This is a genomic window from Sphingomonas sp. MA1305 (assembly GCF_016107325.1).
Classification (GTDB): domain Bacteria; phylum Pseudomonadota; class Alphaproteobacteria; order Sphingomonadales; family Sphingomonadaceae; genus Sphingomonas.
Window position 1 is genome coordinate 454662 of record NZ_RCVT01000002.1, and the last position, 15819, is coordinate 470480.

Here is a 15819-nt window from a genome sequence, read left to right on the forward strand (position 1 = left end):
TCACCCGCCGAGTTCGTCAGCATGGCGTGACGCGGTCGATCAGCGCCATTGCGCCATGCGGGGCGCGGATCTTGGCACCGTTGATGAAGAAGACGAATGTGTCGCGCGGTACGGCTGGGGGCGCGTCGGCGGTGACATAGGGCAGGTCGGCGGGTCGACTGCCTGCCGCCCATTCGCGCGTGATGACGGCCCATCGATCCAGCGCGGCAGCATCATAGCCCTCAGGTTCGCTCTCCTGCGCATTCTCCAGTCGGGCGTAGACGAAGTCGCCAGTGACGTCGGCGATCGCGGGATAATCGGCGGACTCGGCATAGACGATGGTGACATTCGCCTCGCGCGCCATGGCGACGAAGGCCGGGTCGGCGAAGCTCTCGTGACGTACCTGGACGGCATGCCGCAGCGTCACGCCGTCTTGGCTACGCGGCAACAGAGCGAGAAAGGCACGCATGTCGTCCGGGTCAAAGCGCTTGGTCGCCTTGAACTGCCAGAGTATCGGACCAAGCCGGTCGCCAAGCTCGACAATGCCTTGGCTGACGAATCGCTGGACCGATTCCCCGGCCTCCGCGAGCACCTTGCGATTGGTACAATAGCGCGATGCCTTGAGCGTGAAGACGAAGCCGTCGGGCACCGCCTTGGCCCAGCCGGCGAAGCTCTGCGGCTTGAAGCTGGAATAATAGGTACCGTTGATCTCGATCGCGGTGACCCGCGTTGCGGCATAATCGAGCTCGCGCTTCTGCGGCCACTTCGCCGGGTAGAAGCTGCCGCGCCAAGGCTCGTAGGTCCAGCCGCCGATACCGATTCGAATTGTCATGGTGCGCGATTATAGCGGCGATTCAGGGCGGTTTGTTGGCCGATGGGCCATAGTCGACACGGCCGATCGCATCTGATATATCCATTACGGACACAGTGGCGGGGGCGGGGGCACTCGGGCGTGGAACAGCTGACGTGGATCGTCGACGTCGCGGCGCGGGAGTCGATGCTGTTGGCAGCCACGGGCATCATGATCGGCGGGATCGACGATGCCGTGGTCGATCTTCTGTTTCTATGGTTCGCGTCGCGGCGAGGAGCGGGATGTGAACCGGCTCTGGTCCTACAATCGGTTGAATCGTCGGACCCGATGGTCGTCTTCGTGCCGGCCTGGGACGAGGCGGCGGTGATCGGGGCGATGCTGACGGCGGCGCTCGAGCGCTTTAATTATAGCCGCTATCGCATCTATGTCGGCGTCTATCCCAATGACCCGCGGACGATCGCGGCCGTGGCCGATGTCGCCGCCAGGGATTCGCGGGTGTGGATGGTCGTCGGCACCGAGCCTGGCCCGACGACCAAGGCGGGGTGTCTGAACACGCTGTGGCACGCCTTGCTGGACGACGAGCGCCGGCAGGATTTCCGGGCTCGAGCGATCGTTCTGCATGATGCTGAAGATGTCGTCCACCCGCGCGAGCTGGAGGCGTTCGATACGCTGCTCGACGACCATGACGTGGTGCAGCTGCCCGTGCTGCCGCTGATCCGCCGGGGATCGCTGGTGTCGGGCCATTATGCGGACGAATTCGCCTATGCGCATAGAGTCCATCAGCCGGTGCGTAATCGCCTGCGCGCGGCGATGCCGCTCGCCGGTACCGGATGTGCGATCGCCCGGACGATGATGGCCCGTCTGGCGGATGAGCGAGGCGGCGCGCCATTCGATGCGGGCAGCCTGACCGAAGACTACGAAATGGGGTTGCGGATCGCCGCGCTCGGCGGAAACGCATATTTCGCACGCCTGCGCGACCCGGATGACAGCTCCTTGATCGCGGTTCGGGCGTATTTCCCGGATACATTGCGGGCGGCGTCTCGCCAGAAGGCGCGATGGATCGCCGGGATCGTATTGGCAGGATGGGACCGCATGGGCTGGGCACGATCCTCTGCCCTGTGCGACAATTGGATGCGGATGCGGGATCGGCGCGCGGTCCTATCGGTGCCGATCGTCGCCGTGGCCTACGGCGCCGCGCTGCTGTGGATTCTGGCGGGTCTTCTCCATCTTACGATGCAGATCGCGCCTCGCGGCGAGAGGCTCGCCCCCTGGATGACAATTGCAACCGCGATCCTGCTGATGTGGCGGCTGACCGTCCGTGTGACCTGCACCGCCAGCTGTTACGGCTGGCGTGAAGGAGGCCGGGCCCTGCCGCGGTTCCTGATGGCCAATCTGGTCGCGCTCTGTGCGGCGCCGCGCGCAATGGTGCGATACCTGCTCCTGCTCAACGGCCGGCACGTCGCGTGGGACAAGACCAGCCATGTCTTTCCGTCGTGGGCGGCAACAGGCCCGGCATAAGGGGGCAACCCCTGTGGTTCGTCGGAGCGGTTCTGACGATGTGGGTTGCAGGACGCCTGCTGGCATTGTGGTTCGTGCCGGGAAACGCAGCACCGACGCCGTCCGACACGGACCTCCCGCCCGAGAGAGCTATGCCCACAATCGGCGCCGCCGAGCGGAAAGACGAACTGAGGATCGGCGTCGCTCCACCGGCGGTCGCGATGGCCCACGGAGGCCCCAAGGCGCCGCTGCAAAGGGAGAAGGCTCCCCGCGTGGCGATTGATCGGCCGTCAAATACACGCAAGACGGCGGAGTCGTCCGGTGAGCAAGGGCCGCTGGAAACCAAGAACGAACCGACGCCAGCACCGCGGGCAAGACCGACCGATGCGAACAGATTGGCTGGGACCGAGGACATGCTTCCGGATGCACTGCCCCTCGCTTCGTCTACACCACGATTTCAACAGCGTATGCCGTTGCCATCGCAAAAGAGACTGGCCGGGAGTGTCTGGCTGGTGGCGCGGAGTGACTCTTCTCCCGTGATATCGGGGAGCCTGCTCGGCGGCTCGCAGACGGGTGTGCGGCTGACCTATCGGGTCAGCGAGAGCCCGCGGCTCGTTCTGTCCGCCCGGCTCGCAACGGCATTGGCAAGCCGCGGCACGGAGGGGGCAGTGGGATTGGATTGGCAGCCGATGCGTTGGCCGGTGCATGTGATCGCGGAGCATCGGATGGCGCTGGACCACGGGCGGGGCGGCGTGACGCTCGGCGTGATCGGCGGCGTCGGACCGCAGGCGGTCACCCCTAGCGTGACGATCGAGGGATATGCGCAAGCGGGCATCGTCGGTCGGCGTCGCCCCGATGGCTTTGCCGACGGATCGCTGCGGCTGACGACGCCCATCCGGGCCGATCACGGTTCCGGTATCGCCGTGGGTCTCGGCGCCTGGGGCGGGGTACAGCGCGACGCGGCGCGGCTGGATGTGGGGCCGACGCTCGCCATGACGCTGCCGGTCGGGCCGCGTCAGCTGCGTCTGGCGGCGGATTGGCGACAGCGGATCGCCGGCCGGGCACGGCCCGGGTCCGGGCCAGCAATTGGGCTGGGAAGCGACTTTTAGGGGTCGCGGGCGCTGCCCTGGCGCCTATAACGAAGGGGCATGGACCTGTACCTTCCGATCGCCAATCTCTCGGTCAACGCGCTGGTGATCGTGTTGCTGGGCGGCGGAGTCGGACTGCTGTCGGGGATGTTCGGCGTCGGCGGCGGCTTTCTGACGACGCCGCTGCTGATCATCTATGGCATCCCGCCGACGGTGGCGGCAGCCTCGTCAGCGAGTCAGGTGACCGGGGCGAGCGTGTCGGGCGTATTTGCCCATTTTCAACGTGGCGGGGTCGACGTGAAAATGGGCGGCGTGCTCGTCGCCGGCGGTATCGTCGGCAGCTTCGCGGGCGCCTGGATCTTCCGGCTGCTACAAGAAAGCGGCCAGATCGATACGGTGATCGGCGTCGTCTATGTGCTGATGCTCGGCTTCATCGGCTTCACCATGGCGCGTGAATCGATCGGCGCGATCCGTGCCAGCCGCGGCGGCGGCCGGCCACGGCCGCGCAAGCGCCGCCATCACCCGCTGGTCGCCGCACTGCCCTTGCGCACGCGCTTCTACGCCTCGGGCCTGTACATCTCGCCGCTGGCGCCGCTGCTGCTCGGCTTCTCGACAGGCATCCTGACCATCCTGCTCGGTATCGGCGGCGGCTTCATCCTGGTGCCGGCAATGATCTATCTGCTCGGCATGGCGACCAATGTCGTCGTTGGCACCAGCTTGTTCCAGACACTGTTCGTCACCGCGGCTGCGACGATGGTCCATGCGACGACGACCAAGGCGGTCGACATCGTGCTCGCCGCGCTGTTGCTGGTCGGATCGGTGACCGGCGCGCAGCTCGGCGCGCGCTTCGCGACGCGGGTGAAGCCGGAATATTTGCGGCTCGCGCTAGCGATCATGGTGCTGCTGGTCGGTACACGCATCCTGCTCGGCTTGGTCTGGCGGCCGGAGGATCTCTTCTCGGTCGAGCTGACATGAGAGCGCGTTTGCTGGCGCTCGCCGCGCCCTTGCTGATGGCGCAGACGATGGCCGCCGACAAACCGGTCCTGGTGCCCGATGTCTCGCAGCGCGACATCGAGATCGCCTATAGTTTCACCGGTGCCGAGCTCTTGCTGTTCGGCGCGATCCTCTATCCCGGCGGCCGGACGCCGCGCGGCGAGGCGCCGGCGGACATCGTCGTGGTGGTCAAGGGGCCGACCCAGCCGGTGTTGGTGCGGGAGAAGGAGAAGGTCGCCGGTATCTGGGTCAATGCCCACAGCCAGCGGTACAGTTCGGCCCCGTCATTCTATGCGCTGGCCTCCTCACGGCCGATCGAGCGGATCGTCGACGAGCGGACCCGCGCCATCTACGAACTCGGCCTTGGCAGCCTGCAATTGTCGCCGGGCGCGGGCACGATCAGTGCGGTGCAAGAGCGCTTCCAGCGCGGGCTGGTCGACCTCAAGCGACGCGGCGGCCTCTATGTCGAGGCGCCGCAGGCGGTGGAGATCACCGACGGCGTGCTGTATCGCGCGCGGCTGACGATCCCGGCACGCGTGCCGGTCGGGCGGTTCACCGCGGAAACCTTCCTGATCCGCGACGGCCGGGTGCTGGCGGCGGCGGTGCGCGACATCGATATTCGCAAATCGGGATTCGAGCGGTTCGTCGCGCGTGCGGCGGAGCGGTCCTCGATCCTGTACGGGCTGACTGCGGTGGCGCTGTCGGTGCTGCTCGGCTGGACGGCCGGGCAGATCGCGCGCCGGGTCTAGGCAGGCTTCCTCACCCAATTTTAATCGCTTGGTCGCCATAGCCTGCAATCGCACAGCTATGAGGCGCGTCGTGATGAGTGAGATGCCGGGACCGCGAGCGTTCGACAATGCGGTACCGTTGGGCGGGGCCGCCGCGATCGGCGGCCTGGCGACGTTGACGCCGATCGGTTGCGTCACCGCGATCGCGGGCGCGAGCAGCCGCGTGTTGCTCGACCGGGCGGCGCTGGAGATCATCGCGCAGGATCCCGACCCCGTCGTCGCCACGGCCGGTCAGGTCGGCGGCCAGATCAAGATGCGGGTCGGCGGTATCTGGCTGATCGCCAATATCCGCGCCCTGGCGCTCGACCCCGGCAGCAACGAATGGGTGCGCGCCGACATCGATTTCCTGGGCGAAGGCGACGAGGAGCGGCTGACCGGCAAGCTGTACAACTTCCGTCGCGGCGTCACCCGCTATCCGATCCCGGGCGGCGAGGTCTTCCCGATCACCACCGCCGACCTGCGTCAGGTCTACTCCGCCGCCGACGTGCCGCATATCCAGATCGGCACCGTCTATCCAACCCGCGACGTGCGCGCCGCGCTGTACGTCGACGCGATGCTGGGCAAGCATTTCGCGCTGGTCGGATCGACCGGTACCGGCAAGTCGACCAGCGCCGCGCTGATCCTGCACCGGATCTGCGAACTGGCGCCGCAGGGCCACGTCGTGATGATCGATCCGCATGGCGAATATGCCGCGGCGTTCCGCGGCACCGGCGCGATCTTCGACGTCAGCAATCTGGCGATGCCCTACTGGCTGATGAACTTCGAGGAACATTGCGAAGTCTTCCTGACCAGCAGCGGTGCCGATCGACAGCTCGACGCCGATATCCTCGCCAAATGCCTGCTCGCCGCCCGCGGCAAGAATCGGCTGGGGCAGGAGATCGCTAAGCTGACGGTCGACGCGCCCATCCCCTATCTGCTGTCCGACCTGACCCAATTCATCCAGGCGGACATGGGCAAGCTGGATCGGGCGGGCGATACCGCACCCTATCTGCGCCTCAAGACCAAGATCGACGAGATCAAGGCCGATCCGCGCTATTCCTTCATGTTCTCCGGCATGTTGGTCGCCGACACAATGACCGACTTCCTGGCGCGGATCTTCCGCATGCCGGGCGACGGCCGGCCGATCTCGATCGTCGACGTGTCCGGCGTGCCGTCGGAGATCACCGCGGTGGTGGTCGCGGTGCTCAGCCGGATGACCTTCGACTATGCGATCTGGTCGCGCAACGAGCCGCAGCGGCCGATCCTGCTCGTCTGCGAGGAAGCGCATCGCTACATCCCGAGCGGCCGTAACGAACGGGGCTCGGCGGTCGGTCGCATCCTCAGCCGCATCGCCAAGGAAGGGCGCAAATACGGCGTCAGCCTGGGACTGATCACGCAGCGGCCCTCCGATCTCGAGGAAGGCGTGCTGTCGCAGTGCGGTACGATCATCGCGATGCGCCTCAACAACGAACGCGACCAGGCCTTCGTGCGCGCGGCGATGCCGGAGGGCGCGCGCGGTTTCCTCGATTCGATCCCGGCGCTGCGCAATCGCGAATGCATCGTTTGCGGCGAGGGTGTCGCGGTACCGATCCGCGTCAGCTTCGATGCGCTGGACGACGACAAGCGGCCGGCGTCCGGCGATCCGCTGTTCTCGCGACTGTGGCGCGAGACCGGCGGCGAGGACGGCATCCTGCAGCGCACCGTGCAGCGTTGGCGCGCGCAGGGGCGCTAAGTCCCACCCGCGAGTCTTGACACTTTTGACGCCTGAACGTTGCGTTGGCCAATCCGCCGGCATTGCGAATGTTGCTGATGCTGAGAAAGAGCCGGGTCGAGGCTACCAAGACCGGGTCTTGTAGGAAAGCATTCCGTCATGCCGGACTTGTGCCGGCATCCACCCTTCCGCGTGGCAACCGGCATAGGCGTTTGCGTGACCGTGGACCCCGGAACACGTCCGGGGTGACGGGCCGGCGGGCGTAGAAGCGTCGAGCCCGCCCCTTCGTCAGCCCGTGTGAACGGCCCGGAGGCGGGCGACCCAGGCGTCGAAACGGCGGCGCTCGGCACCCGACAGCGTCTCGGTGCTGGCGAAGGAGATCGAGCGCGGGTTGATCGTCTGGCCGTTGCGCCACACCTCCCAATGAAGATGCGGTCCGGTCGACAGGCCGGTCGAGCCGACATAGCCGATCACCTGGCCCTGATGGACGCGCTCGCCGCGCGACACGGCGATGCGGCTCATGTGACCATAGCCACTGGCGAGGCCGCCGCTATGGCCGAGCTTGACGAAATTGCCGTAGCCGCCCGACCGGCCCGCCGACTGGACGACGCCGTCGAGCACGGCATAGATCGGCGAGCCGTAGCGCGCGCCGATGTCCATGCCCTTATGCATCCGCATGAAGCCGAGCAGCGGGTGCATGCGCAGACCGAAGCTGGAGGTGACATGACCGGCGACGGGCATGCCCATGAACCCGTGGCGCTCGGTCTGTCCCTTGGCGTCGAACCAGGTTGGATGGTCACCATCGGCACCGCCGTCGCTGCCGCGTTGCCAGCGGACGAGCTGGAGCGTGCGCCGGCCCTGGTCGATGCCAGCGAACAGCAGGTTGCCGAGCCGGACCTCGCCGGTGGCGGCGCGCTCGCGCTCGACGATCAGGTCGAAATTGTCGGCGGCATGGACGTCGCGGCCGATCGACAGCCGTGTCGCCAGCGCCTTGATATAGCTTTCGACCACCCGCGCCGGCGCGCCAGCGGCACGGGCCGAGCGGTACAGGCTGCTGCCGACAAGGCCGTGGATGCGCAGCGGCGTCGAATCGATCGCGATCGGCTGGCGCGTCATCGCCAATTGGTCGCCGGCACGGTTAAGCGTGACGTTGAGATCAAAGCGGGCGCGCATCGCCAGCTTCTCCAGCGGCCGCGCCACCGTCTTGGTCGGGCGACGGCCGAGCGTCAGCGCGATCCGCGTACCGGTCTGGATATCGTCGAGGTCGGTGGTCTGGGCGACCAAGGCGGCGGCCCGCTGCGCATCGCCGCGGCCGACGCCGGCACGCATCAGCACGCGGTCGAGCGCGTCGCCGTCACCCAGCGTCGCATTGAGTTCGACGATCGGCCGCTCCGGCGCTTCGGCGAGCGGCACGACGAGATCGTTGGCGGCCATGCGGTGGCCAGTGTCGGCGCCCCAGCCGAGCGGCGCGATCCCCTGCGCCCGCGTCTCTTCCCAGGCGGTGCCAGTCAGCGGCGCGGGGACGGCGCCGAGCAGCGGCCGGCCGATGCCGGGTGCGATCAGCCAGGCGCCGGCGGCCAGTGCGGTGCAGGTGGCGAGGCCACGCCACCAGTCGCGGCTGCCGATCCGGGCGCCGAGGTCGGGAACCCAGTCGATCTCGGCCGCGGCGGCAAGCCAGCGGTCGATCGGCTTGCGCGGCGCGGCGAGGGGGCGGATGCCGGGCAAGGCCCGTGCGGTGGTGCCACCGGCCAGTTCGATACCGGTTTCGTTGCGGAGAAACACGCGCGCGACGCCCTATGCCTACAAGAACTCAGCGCCGCGTTCCCCCCGGCGTGGGTCGCAGCGTTGTGCAGGCGAGATGCTAAAGTCAAATTAACCGGGGATTCCGGCGGGCTGCGCTGCGACGGGGCGTGTCGGCGGTGCGGCGGGGCGGGCGCTGGACGAGGCGCGGGGGCGAGTGCGTCCCGTCGCACCACAACGGCAGGTGCGGATAAGTTATTGCGCAGGGGCGGCAGAGTCCCGATGTTGGCGGCATGACAGGTGCCGTCACCGCGGTCCTCGGACCGACCAATACCGGCAAGACCCATCTCGCCGTCGAGCGAATGTGCGGCCATTCCAGCGGCATCATGGGCTTTCCGCTGCGCCTGCTCGCCCGCGAGGTCTATGATCGGGTGGTGCGGATCAAGGGGCCGGACCAGGTCGCGCTGGTCACCGGCGAGGAGAAGATCGTCCCGCCCAATGCGCGCTGGTTCCTGTGCACGGCGGAATCGATGCCCGAGCACGACGCCGCCTTCGTCGCGCTCGACGAGGCGCAGCTCGGCAGCGATCCCGAACGCGGCCATGTCTTCACCGACCGGCTGCTGCGCCGGCGCGGGCGCGAGGAGACGATGATCCTGGGTTCGGAGACGCTGCGCCCGATGATCCGCGCGCTGGTGCCCGAGGCGGAGATCATCGGCCGGCCGCGCTTCTCGAAGCTGACCTATGCCGGCGCCAAGAAGATCAGCCGGCTGCCCAAACGGTCCGCGATCGTCGCGTTCAGCGCGGAGGAGGTCTATGCCGTCGCCGAGATGCTGCGGCGGTTGCGCGGCGGCGCGGCGGTGGTGATGGGGGCGCTCTCCCCGCGCACGCGCAATGCGCAGGTGGCGATGTTCCAGGCGGGCGAGGTCGACTATCTGGTCGCGACCGACGCAATCGGCATGGGCCTCAACATGGACGTTGCGCATGTCGCTTTCGCCGGACTCAACAAGTTCGACGGCCGGCGGCAGCGGCGGCTGACCGTCGCGGAGATGGCGCAGATCGCCGGCCGCGCCGGGCGGCACCAGCGCGACGGCACGTTCGGCGCGATCAGCGAGGACGGACCGGGCGCCTTCCTGCCCGAAGAAGTGCTCAGCATCGAGGAGCATCGCTTCCGGCCGATCGAGCATCTCTATTGGCGCAACGGCGAGCCCGATTTCGGCAGCATCGACGCGCTGGTCGCCAGCCTGGAGCGGCGGCCGGAGCCGGGGGTGTTGATCGCCGCCCCGCAGGCGACCGATCTGGCCGTGCTCAAGCGGCTAGCGGACGAGCCGTGGGTGCGCGACCGGACGCGCAGCCCCGCGATGGTCAAGCGGCTGTGGGCGGCGTGCGGCCTGCCCGATTTCCGCAAGCTCGGGCTCGATCCGCATGCGCGCTTCGTCAGCCGGCTGTTCGGTTATCTGAGCGAGGGGCGGATGGTCGCGCCGCACCAATGGTTCGCCGACGAGATCGCGCGGCTCGACACGATCGCCGGCGACGTCGAGACGATCGCGGGACGGATCGCGGCGATCCGCACCTATGCCTATATCGCCCACCGGCCCGACTGGCTGGCCGAGCCGCAGGTCTGGGCGGAGCGGACGCGCAGCATCGAGGAGCGGCTGTCCGACGGCCTGCACGCCAGCCTGACGCAACGCTTCGTCGACAAGCGCACCACCGCGCTGATCCGCCAGATCGGCGCCGACGCCGGCGCGTTGCCGGTGACGATCGGGCCCGAAGGCGAGGTACTGGTCGAGGATCATGCGATCGGCCGGCTCGACGGCTTCCGCTTTACTGTCGATCCGAGTGCGCGGGCGGGCGACCGAAGGCTGCTGCTCGCTGCGGCGGAGAAACGGCTGACGGGCGAGCGCGGGCGGCGTGCCGAGGCGCTGGTCGCGGCGGCGGACGGCGAACTGACGCTGACCGAAGAGGCGACAATCGCCTGGCGCGGCCATGCCGTCGCGCGGCTTTCCGCCGGTGCGTCGGTGGCGCGGCCGCAGCTCAAGCTCGATCGCGATCTCGACTGTCTCGACAAGGCGCAGCGCGAGGCGGTGCAGGCGCGGTTGCAACGCTGGCTGGAGGCGATGCTGGCGCGGCAGCTGCCGGCGCTGGTCGCGTTGGCGGGGATCGCGCGCGACCCGGCGGCGACGCCGGCGCTACGCGTCGTCGCGGGCGAGCTGGAGGCGGCGGGCGGGCTGGCGCCGCGGGTTCTGCTGCACGAGCCGCTGACCGCGCTCGACGGCGAGGCGCGCAAGCGGCTGCGCAAGGCGGGGGTGACGATCGGTGCGCTCGACCTGTTCGACCCGCGATTGCTCAAGCCGGCGGCGGCGCGCTGGCGGCGGGCGCTGCTCGCGTTGCGCGGGCCGGTGCCGCCGGTCGCACGCGAGGGGGCGACCGTGCTGGCGCGCGGCACGCCGGGTGCGGTGCTGGGCAGCGGCTTCCGCCCGCTCGCCGGCCAAGCAGTGCGGGTCGATCTGGTCGAGCGGATCGCGCGGGCGGCGCATGACGCGCGCGAGGGGCGGGCACCGTTCGTGCCGGACACGGCGCTGGCCACCTCGATCGGGCTGGAGCCGGCGACGCTGGACCGGTTGATGGCGGAACTGGGCTTCCGGCCGACGCGCGGCGAGACGCCGGGCTGGGAATGGCGTGGCCGGCGCGCGCCGCGGCGGGCGCCGGCACCGGCGGCGCCGCCGACCGGCGCCTTTGCGGCCCTGGCCGGACTGATGCGCCATGGGTGAGCGGGCAGGGGCTGATCGGGCAGGGGCTGAGCGGGCGGGGACCGAACCGGCAGCATCGGGCGGTGCGATGCGGCTCGACCGGTTCCTGTGGTTCGCCCGGCTGGCAAAGACGCGGGAACGCGCGCAGGCGATCGCCTGCGATGGCCATCTGCGCATCGACGGCCGCGTCATCGATCGCGCGCACGCCCCGGTCCGGGTCGGCAATATCCTGACCTTCGCGCTGCACGGCGAGGTGCGGGTGCTGCGCGTCGAGTCGCTGCCGGCACGTCGTGGTCCGGCCCCGGAAGCGCGCGCCTGCTATCAGGAGCTGATCGTCGCCACCGGTGCGAACGTCTCGCAGGCGGCGCGATCCGATTGACGCGGGCGGGAACGCGGCATAGCAGCCGGCCGTTCGTGATACTGGCGCCCATGGGTTGGGGCGCATGAGGGAGTCCCCATGACCTACGTCGTCACCGATGCCTGCATCCGCTGCAAGTATATGGACTGCGTCGAGGTCTGTCCGGTCGACTGTTTCTACGAGGGCGAGAACATGCTCGTCATCAACCCGTCCGAGTGCATCGACTGCGGCGTGTGCGAGCCGGAATGCCCGGCGGAGGCGATCCTGCCCGATACCGAAAGCGGGCTGGAACAGTGGCTGGAACTCAACAGCACCTTCTCCGCGCAATGGCCCAACGTCACCCGCAAGCTCGACCAGACCCCGCCCGACGCCGATGCGATGAAGGGGGTCGAGGGCAAGTACGACCAGTTCTTCTCGCCCGAACCCGGCAAGGGCGACTGACCCGCACCGCGACCCGCGGTCGCCGCGAGAAAATTATGTGCCACCGGGGGATGGGGCAGCGACGCTGCCGCATCGCCACTGGTAATTTTGTTGCGAACATGTTAAATGGGTCCACGACGGGCGCGACATAGCGCGCTGCCCGCCGGGAGACGTTCGTACCAACCATCCTCGCGCCGTTCGGCTCCACGCGTTCCTGCGCGGACTGGCGGCTTTCTCCTGCGAGCGATGCGACTTGAGGAAAGGCCCGTTCATGGCTGCCAAGGCATTGTCCTTCGATGTCGGTGATTACGTTGTTTATCCGAAGCATGGCGTCGGCCGTGTGATCGAGCTGCAGAAGCAGGAGATCGCCGGGTGCAGCCTCGAGCTGTACGTGCTGCGCTTCGAGAAGGAGCGCATGACGCTGCGCGTTCCGACCAACAAGGCCGAGTCGGTCGGCATGCGCAAGCTGTCGTCGGACAAGACGATGCGCGAGGCGATGGAAACGCTGAAGGGCAAGCCCAAGGTCAAGCGCACCATGTGGTCGCGCCGCGCGCAGGAATATGAGGCGAAGATCAACTCGGGCGACCTCGCGTCGATCGCCGAGGTGGTGCGCGACCTGTTCCGTGCCGACGACCAGCCCGAGCAGAGCTATTCGGAGCGCCAGATCTTCGAGGCGGCGTGCAGCCGCCTGGCGCGCGAGCTCGCGGCGATGGAGCAGATCGACGAGCCCAAGGCGCAGGAGAAGATCCTGGACATCCTTCGCGCCGCCGCCGCGATCTACAACAAGGAGAAGGTGCCGGCCTGATCCGGCCGACCCGATTCCCACACATCGTTCCGACGGATCAAGGCGGCCCCGAAAAGGGCCGCCTTTTTCGTTTACGGGCGTAATCCGTTGTGTATTATGAAGCTATAACAGACGGAGGATTTCGGACGATGCGTGGCCTGACCCTGCTCCTCATCGCGGCGGTGCCGCTTACTGCCGCCGCCGCCTATGAGCGCGATCGCGGCCCCGGCCTGCCGGCGCAGCGGCAGGGCAACACGTTGGTCTACCAGGCCCGCGATTTCGACGGCGTCGCGCTGGACGGCGCTGCGAATGTCGACGTCCGCACCGGCAGCGGCTGGTCGGTGCGCGCGGAGGGGCCGGCGGCGGCGTTCGCCAACTTCCGCGTCGAGCGCAAGGGCCGCGACCTGATCGTCGGGCAGCGCTACGAGGGGCGGCGCAGCGATCCGCTCGAGCGGCAGATCACCGTCCACGTCACCATGCCGGCCGTCGCGAAACTGTCGCTGGGCGGATCGGGCCGCCTGCTGGTCGACCGGGTCAGCGGCAATGCGCTCGAAGCCAATCTGGGCGGATCGGGCAACATCGACGTCAACGATCTGCGCGTCCGCACCGCCGAGATCAATCTGGGCGGATCGGGGTCGGTCCATGCGGCGGGCGCGGTCGAGCGGCTGGAGGCGAACCTGGGCGGGTCGGGCAACATCGCCGCGCCGAACCTGCGCGCCGCCCGCGCCAGCGTGTCGATGGCGGGTTCAGGCAGTATCCGTGCCACCGTCGCCGGCAACGCGGACGTGTCGATGGTCGGCAGCGGCAGTGTCGACCTGGGGCCGCAATCCCGGTGCGACGTCAGCAAGATGGGCAGCGGCAAGGTACGCTGCGGCGGCTGACCGGTTGCGCTTGCCGATCCTCCCCATGTGTATTATTGTTGCAATACACATGGGGAGATGAAACGTGCGGACGATCGCGATCCTGATGCTGGTGGGTGCGCTGGCCGGCTGTTCCAAGGACCGGCACGGCGGTGACGAGGTCGCGGCGAGCGGCGGCGGCACGACGCGCACCTATACGGTCACCGATTTCAGCGGCATCGACCTGGCGGGCGCCGACGATGTCGACGTGCGGGTCGGCACCGGCTTCTCGGTGCGCGCGGAAGGGCCGGCCAAGGAGCTCGACAGCCTGCGTATCGTGCGCGACGGCGACACGTTGCGCATCGACCGGCACGAGCGGGCGCTGATCAGCTGGGGCAACAAGGGCGCCAAGGTCTTCGTGACGATGCCGCGACTGACCGCCGCGACGCTGAGCGGATCGGGGACGATGACGGTCGACAGGATCGAGGGCGGCAGCTTCACCGCCGACATCAAGGGATCGGGTGACCTCGACATCGCCGCGCTGACCAGCAACCGCGCCGAGGTGGATATCCGCGGGTCGGGCGACATCCATGCCGCCGGCGCAGTGCAGCAGCTCACGGTTTCCGTGGCCGGCTCGGGCGCCTTCGACGCCGCCGGGCTGAAGGCGCAGCGGGCGGAGGTCGCGCTACGTGGATCGGGCGACGTCCGCGCCGCGGTGACGGGTGAGGCGCGCGTCACCTTGAGCGGATCGGGCGACGTCGACCTGGGTGCCGCGGCGCGCTGCCAGATCGACAAAAAGGGTTCGGGCGAGGTCCGCTGCGGTCGCTGATCGGGGCCTTGCCCGAATGCGGTCTGGGTGCGAGGCAGGTGATATGATCCGTCCGCTCGCCGCACTCGCCCTGATCGTTCTCGCGCTGGCCCCGGCCGCCGCCGAGACGCGGCGGATCGGCGTCGGCAGCTTCGACCGGGTACGGATCGAGGGGGCGTATCGGGTGGCGATCACCACCGGCGCCTCGCCGGCGGCAGCGATCGCGGGCGACGATGGCAATGGCGTCGACCTGCGCGCCGAGGGCGGCACGCTGGTGATCCGGCGCACCAGCCTGAATCAATGGGGCGAGCGCGGCACGGCGGCGTCGGCGCCGGTGACGATCACGCTGTCGACGCCGGCGCTGATCGCCGCATCGGTCGCCGGCGGTGCGGAGGTGACGGTGACGCGGATGCAGGGGCCGCGGGTCGAACTGGCGGTCGGCGGCGGCGGTGCACTGAGCGTCGATGCGGTGCAGGCCGACCAGCTCAACGCGCAACTGGTCGGCGACGGGCGGATCGCGCTTGCCGGGCGCGCCGGCGCCGCCCGGCTGACCGCGAGCGGGGCGGGCGCGATCGACGCGGCGAAGCTCGACGTCGGCGACCTGATCGCGACCCATCAGGGGCTCGGTCAGATCGCCGCGCGCGCGCGCTATTCGGCCCAAGTGTCGAACGCCGGACTGGGCAGCGTGACCGTCGCAGGCAAGCCGAAGTGCCGGCTGGTCGGTCAGCCGTCGGGCACCGTCCAATGCGGGACCGGCGACTAGGCCGGTATCCGATCGGGCTGGCAGCCAGTCAGATCAGCGCGAGTTCGGCCAGCTTGCCGACCAATGCCGGGGGCAGGGCAGCCAGCCCGGTCGCGTCGCCGCCGAGGTCGGCGGGGGCGTCGGCGGCTTCCAGATAGCGCCAGCCCTGGTGCGCGCGCTTGGGGCGGGACTGCACCAGCACCAGCGCCGGATCGATGTGGATCGCGACGCGGCCGCCCTCTGCCTCGCCAAAGCCGAGGATCGGCGAGCGCGCGACGAGCTGATGCTTGAGGATCCAGAACAGCGAGCCCTGGCCCGCCACCTCCTCGTGTCGCTTGGGCAGGTAGCGCGTGGTCAGGACGACGGGGCCGTCCTGCGCGCGCAGGCTCAATCGTTCGGCGAGATGGTCGACGCTCGCCGCGCCGAACGCGACCTTGGTGAGGTGAAGGGCCATGACGGGCGGATGTGGGGCGGCGAACGGGGGCTGGCAAGCCGCTGCGCCAGTTCGGAAACCAGTCGAGGCCGGCGTCGCGGC

At 68.8% G+C, this 15819-nt stretch carries 15 protein-coding genes; 12 read left to right on the forward strand and 3 right to left on the reverse strand.

Features of this window, described 5'->3' with window-relative positions; all coding sequences use genetic code 11:
• Positions 1–16 precede the first annotated feature (16 nt).
• Positions 17–811: a DUF72 domain-containing protein gene (locus D9601_RS10045; protein ID WP_198353860.1), complete on the reverse strand. Its 795-nt coding sequence runs from the start codon at positions 809–811 to the stop codon at positions 17–19.
• A 120-nt stretch (positions 812–931) separates the two neighbouring features.
• Between D9601_RS10045 and D9601_RS10050 the strand changes: the two genes are divergently transcribed.
• From D9601_RS10050 to D9601_RS10070, 5 genes are all read left to right on the forward strand, one after another.
• Positions 932–2308, forward strand: coding sequence for a glycosyl transferase family protein (locus D9601_RS10050; protein WP_332837967.1), 1377 nt, complete (start codon positions 932–934; stop codon positions 2306–2308).
• 515 nt (positions 2309–2823) lie between these two features.
• Positions 2824–3396: a hypothetical protein gene (locus D9601_RS10055; RefSeq protein WP_198353862.1), complete on the forward strand. Its 573-nt coding sequence runs from the start codon at positions 2824–2826 to the stop codon at positions 3394–3396.
• A 39-nt stretch (positions 3397–3435) separates the two neighbouring features.
• Positions 3436–4350, forward strand: a complete 915-nt coding sequence (locus tag D9601_RS10060) for a sulfite exporter TauE/SafE family protein (RefSeq protein WP_198353863.1) — start codon at positions 3436–3438, stop codon at positions 4348–4350.
• The gene (locus tag D9601_RS10065) at positions 4347–5117 is read left to right on the forward strand and encodes a TIGR02186 family protein (RefSeq protein ID WP_198353864.1); all 771 of its coding nucleotides are present in this window, start codon (positions 4347–4349) and stop codon (positions 5115–5117) included. Before D9601_RS10060 ends, D9601_RS10065 begins: the two co-directional genes overlap by 4 nt.
• Positions 5118–5190: 73 nt before the next feature.
• A complete protein-coding gene (locus D9601_RS10070; protein ID WP_198353865.1) occupies positions 5191–6867 on the forward strand; it encodes an ATP-binding protein in 1677 nt (558 codons plus the stop codon).
• 267 nt (positions 6868–7134) lie between these two features.
• On the opposite strand, the gene D9601_RS10075 is transcribed toward D9601_RS10070, so the two are convergent.
• Positions 7135–8628 (reverse strand): M23 family metallopeptidase, encoded by a 1494-nt coding sequence (locus D9601_RS10075; protein ID WP_198353866.1) that lies wholly within the window; start codon positions 8626–8628, stop codon positions 7135–7137.
• Positions 8629–8879: 251 nt separating this feature from the next.
• On the opposite strand from D9601_RS10075, the gene D9601_RS10080 reads away from it, so the two are divergent.
• The 7 genes from D9601_RS10080 (at position 8880) to D9601_RS10110 (ending at position 15305) form a co-directional block, all read left to right on the forward strand.
• Positions 8880–11354, forward strand: a complete 2475-nt coding sequence (locus tag D9601_RS10080; protein WP_198353867.1) for a helicase-related protein — start codon at positions 8880–8882, stop codon at positions 11352–11354.
• 67 nt (positions 11355–11421) lie between these two features.
• The gene (locus D9601_RS10085) at positions 11422–11712 is read left to right on the forward strand and encodes an RNA-binding S4 domain-containing protein (protein ID WP_198353868.1); all 291 of its coding nucleotides are present in this window, start codon (positions 11422–11424) and stop codon (positions 11710–11712) included.
• Between the two features lie 78 nt (positions 11713–11790).
• Entirely contained in the window at positions 11791–12132 is a 342-nt protein-coding gene (gene fdxA / locus D9601_RS10090; protein ID WP_198353869.1) for a ferredoxin FdxA, read from the forward strand.
• 250 nt (positions 12133–12382) lie between these two features.
• Positions 12383–12916 carry a CarD family transcriptional regulator gene (locus D9601_RS10095; protein ID WP_198353870.1) on the forward strand — a complete coding sequence of 178 codons (534 nt, stop codon included), beginning with the start codon at positions 12383–12385 and terminating at the stop codon, positions 12914–12916.
• 128 nt (positions 12917–13044) lie between these two features.
• Positions 13045–13776: a head GIN domain-containing protein gene (locus D9601_RS10100; protein WP_198353871.1), complete on the forward strand. Its 732-nt coding sequence runs from the start codon at positions 13045–13047 to the stop codon at positions 13774–13776.
• A 64-nt stretch (positions 13777–13840) separates the two neighbouring features.
• The gene (locus D9601_RS10105) at positions 13841–14563 is read left to right on the forward strand and encodes a head GIN domain-containing protein (RefSeq protein ID WP_332837968.1); all 723 of its coding nucleotides are present in this window, start codon (positions 13841–13843) and stop codon (positions 14561–14563) included.
• 43 nt (positions 14564–14606) lie between these two features.
• Positions 14607–15305, forward strand: coding sequence for a GIN domain-containing protein (locus D9601_RS10110; protein WP_198353872.1), 699 nt, complete (start codon positions 14607–14609; stop codon positions 15303–15305).
• Between the two features lie 28 nt (positions 15306–15333).
• Here the strand turns inward: D9601_RS10110 and D9601_RS10115 are convergent, their stop codons facing one another.
• The gene (locus D9601_RS10115; RefSeq protein ID WP_198353873.1) at positions 15334–15738 is read right to left on the reverse strand and encodes a DUF1489 family protein; all 405 of its coding nucleotides are present in this window, start codon (positions 15736–15738) and stop codon (positions 15334–15336) included.
• Between the last annotated feature and the right edge of the window lie 81 nt (positions 15739–15819).